At 51.7% G+C, this 2,740-nt stretch carries 3 protein-coding genes; all 3 read right to left on the reverse strand.

Annotated elements, in window-relative coordinates; translation table 11 throughout:
* Positions 1 to 958, reverse strand: a 958-nt coding sequence (locus P1P89_23025; GenBank protein ID MDF1594397.1) for a tripartite tricarboxylate transporter permease, incomplete at its 3' end; no start/stop codon positions are given.
* 86 nt (positions 959 to 1,044) lie between these two features.
* Positions 1,045 to 2,091 (reverse strand): tripartite tricarboxylate transporter substrate binding protein, encoded by a 1,047-nt coding sequence (locus P1P89_23030; GenBank protein ID MDF1594398.1) that lies wholly within the window; start codon positions 2,089 to 2,091, stop codon positions 1,045 to 1,047.
* Positions 2,092 to 2,162: 71 nt separating this feature from the next.
* Positions 2,163 to 2,740: thiamine pyrophosphate-dependent enzyme (locus P1P89_23035; GenBank protein ID MDF1594399.1), on the reverse strand; the 578-nt coding region annotated here is incomplete at its 5' end.

The following is a 2,740-nucleotide window of genomic DNA, read 5'->3' on the forward strand; positions in this document are numbered from 1 at the left end:
AGGCGCCGCCTTCCTTGGCATTGTTGGCGGCTTCCGGACCAATGACGCCTTCAACTTCACCGTTGCCGAAGTTGTCCCGGTTCTTCGAGGTCGCCCGGGCATGGCCATAAGCGATAAAGGTAGCTACGGTGCCGCCGACACCCGGCAAGATACCCATCCAGGCGCCGATGGCAGAACAGCGGATAAAGAGCCAAAAGTGACGGAATACGTCCTTAACGCCTTCCCACACTTCAGATTGTCTGACCGTGTTTTTTTTGCTTTTGTCGGTGATAATGGTGCCTTTAGCGGTCAGATCAATAATAACCGGGATGGCAAAGAGGCCTAATCCCAAGGGAACCAGCTTGATGCCGTCATAGAGGTACAGCGAATCAAACGTAAAGCGGTGCATCGCCGTCAAACCCTGATATCCGACAAAGGAGATAATCAGTCCCAGGACACCGGAAAGGATGCCCTTTAACAGGTGCCCTTTGCTGAGTATAACAATACACAAGAGCCCCAGGATAATCAGCAGAAACAATTCTGGTGATTTAAAGGCCAATGCAATGGGAAGCAATACCGGAATAAATATTACCAGCACCAATGCGCCGAAAAGCCCCCCCAGCAGGGATGACATCAAGCCGGCGCCCAATGCGCGTCCGCCCCTGCCCTGCTGCGTCATGGGGAACCCATCGATAATGGTGGCGGCATTGGGTTCCGTGCCGGGGATGCCGAGCAATATGGCGCTGATGGACCCTCCGGTTGTGACGATTGCGTGGCTTGAGAGCAGAAAGACAAGGGCTGAATTCGGGTCCATTTCATAGATCAACGGCAGCATCAGGGTCAGCGCGACCAGGCCGCTGAGCCCGGGGATGATGCCAAAAACAAATCCGATGGCAATCCCGGTCAGCATTAATGTAAAGTTGTAAAAAGAGAATAAGCCGAAAAGGCTTTCAACAATCAGGTGGAGTTGATCGAGCATGGCGGCCCCTTCTGTTTATGCTGACACTCTATGCTATACTTCTACATCCAGTCTGAAATGGGTCTGAAACAGCAGGCTTCGCCGCATCATTGATATTTTTTCAGGGCGATATCCCTGAACTCCGCAATTTGCTGATCCGACAGCTTCCCGACTTTCTTTTTGATAAGCGCTTCCATCTCATCACCTGTCAACGGGTCGATCAGTCTTTTTTTCTTGGCGGCGATATCCAGCAGTTTTTGATCTTTAAGGCTCTTGGCAATCGCGGTCCTCAAAAAGGCGACCCGGTCTGCGGGCACGTTGGGCGAGGTGATCACTCCGCGTCGGAGCCGCTGCAGGTCTAAAAAGACAGCCAGGGGCCAGTCCCGCTCCTCAGGCGGGTTTGTCAGTTCGTAAAATGCGGGAGTCTCAGGAAACAATTTGGATCGTTCATTATCCACCGTCATATACGCCTTTACCAGGCCTCCTTTGGTAAACCCATAGGAGGTGTCCTCGGTGAGGCTGGTCATGTCGGTTTCAGCCTGCATGACGGACATCATGGCTTCTTTGCCGCCGCTGTATCCCAAAACAGTTGAGACTTTTTCAGGAGGTATATTCAGAGAATGAAAAAGGAGCTGAAGCGTCATACTGGTGGCATCGGTTTTGCCGGTGCCCGCGATTTTTATCTTGTCAGCCTTCATCAGGTCTTCCAGGGTGCGCAAAGGTGAATCCTTTGCGATCAGAATTACACGCCGGGACCAGGACAGACGACCCAGCCAGTTAAATTTACGAAAATCGTAGTCGACGCCTTTATCGTCAAGAATAGATGCGAGAATCAGCGAAGCCGAATCCGTTATCGATATAGTCAAGCCGTCGGGTTTTTTACTGTATAAATGATTATAGGCATAGGTTCCGCCTGCACCCGGCTGGTTTTTTACAACGATGGTGGCGTCTAAATATTTTCCCAGAAAAGGAGCCATCATCCGGGCAAACGCATCCGTTCCGCCACCCGGGTTATAGGGCACCATAAAGGTGACGACCTTGTCTTTATAGAACCCGGCGGCATCTTCACCAAATGCAATTGGCGTATTGCCGAAGTTGACTGTAAAAAGAACGGTCAAAGAAACGCACAGGGCCATAAGAATCATTTTTTTCATGACGTGTCTCCTTTCTTGATCTGTTGGGGGAAAAACGGCTGAAAAGATCATGGCTTTTTATCAACAGCCGATTATACCGGCTGCGTCACGGTATCGACCAACGCCGGTTTGCCTTCTTTTTTGATATACTGAATCGCTCTTCGCAGCGCAGCCTGAACCTGGCTGCCGTCTTCAAAAGGTCCTTCCGCATACCAATCAAAGGATTGGGCCAATTTGCTGAAATCAGGAGCTGGGTTGTTGATCTCCATACCGATGTGAGCATTTTCGACCGGGGTGTTGCGGTGCCGGGCGATTTGGATCTGATGATTCCAGTCGTTGTAATAGGCGCGGTTGTTGTACATGATCACCAGCATGGGAATTTTATAATAGGATGCAACCCATAGGGCGCTGGCATCAAAAAGCAGATCGCCATCCGGCTGAATATCGATGACCAGTTTGCCGGAACCCTTATGGGCCAGCGCAACGCCAAGGGAGATGCCGATTTGGGTGGCGGTCCCCAGGCTGTGTCCGGGGTTCCGGCAGGGCTTGTCCCAATCCCAAAGCTTACGGGTCCAGTCCCGTAGGGTGTTGGCGGTAAGCACCCAGTCTTCGTCCCGAATGACCTCCCAGATTTCCGATGCAAGGCGGGCGGTTGTCATTGGCTGCAGAT

Source organism: Desulfobacterales bacterium (assembly GCA_029211065.1).
Classification (GTDB): Bacteria; Desulfobacterota; Desulfobacteria; order Desulfobacterales; family JARGFK01; genus JARGFK01.

What these genes read in the sequence shown, in the direction of transcription:
- P1P89_23030 (MDF1594398.1), bottom strand. Translation starts at nt 2,091, where the DNA reads ATGAAAAAAATGATTCTTATGGCCCTGTGCGTTTCTTTGACCGTTCTT.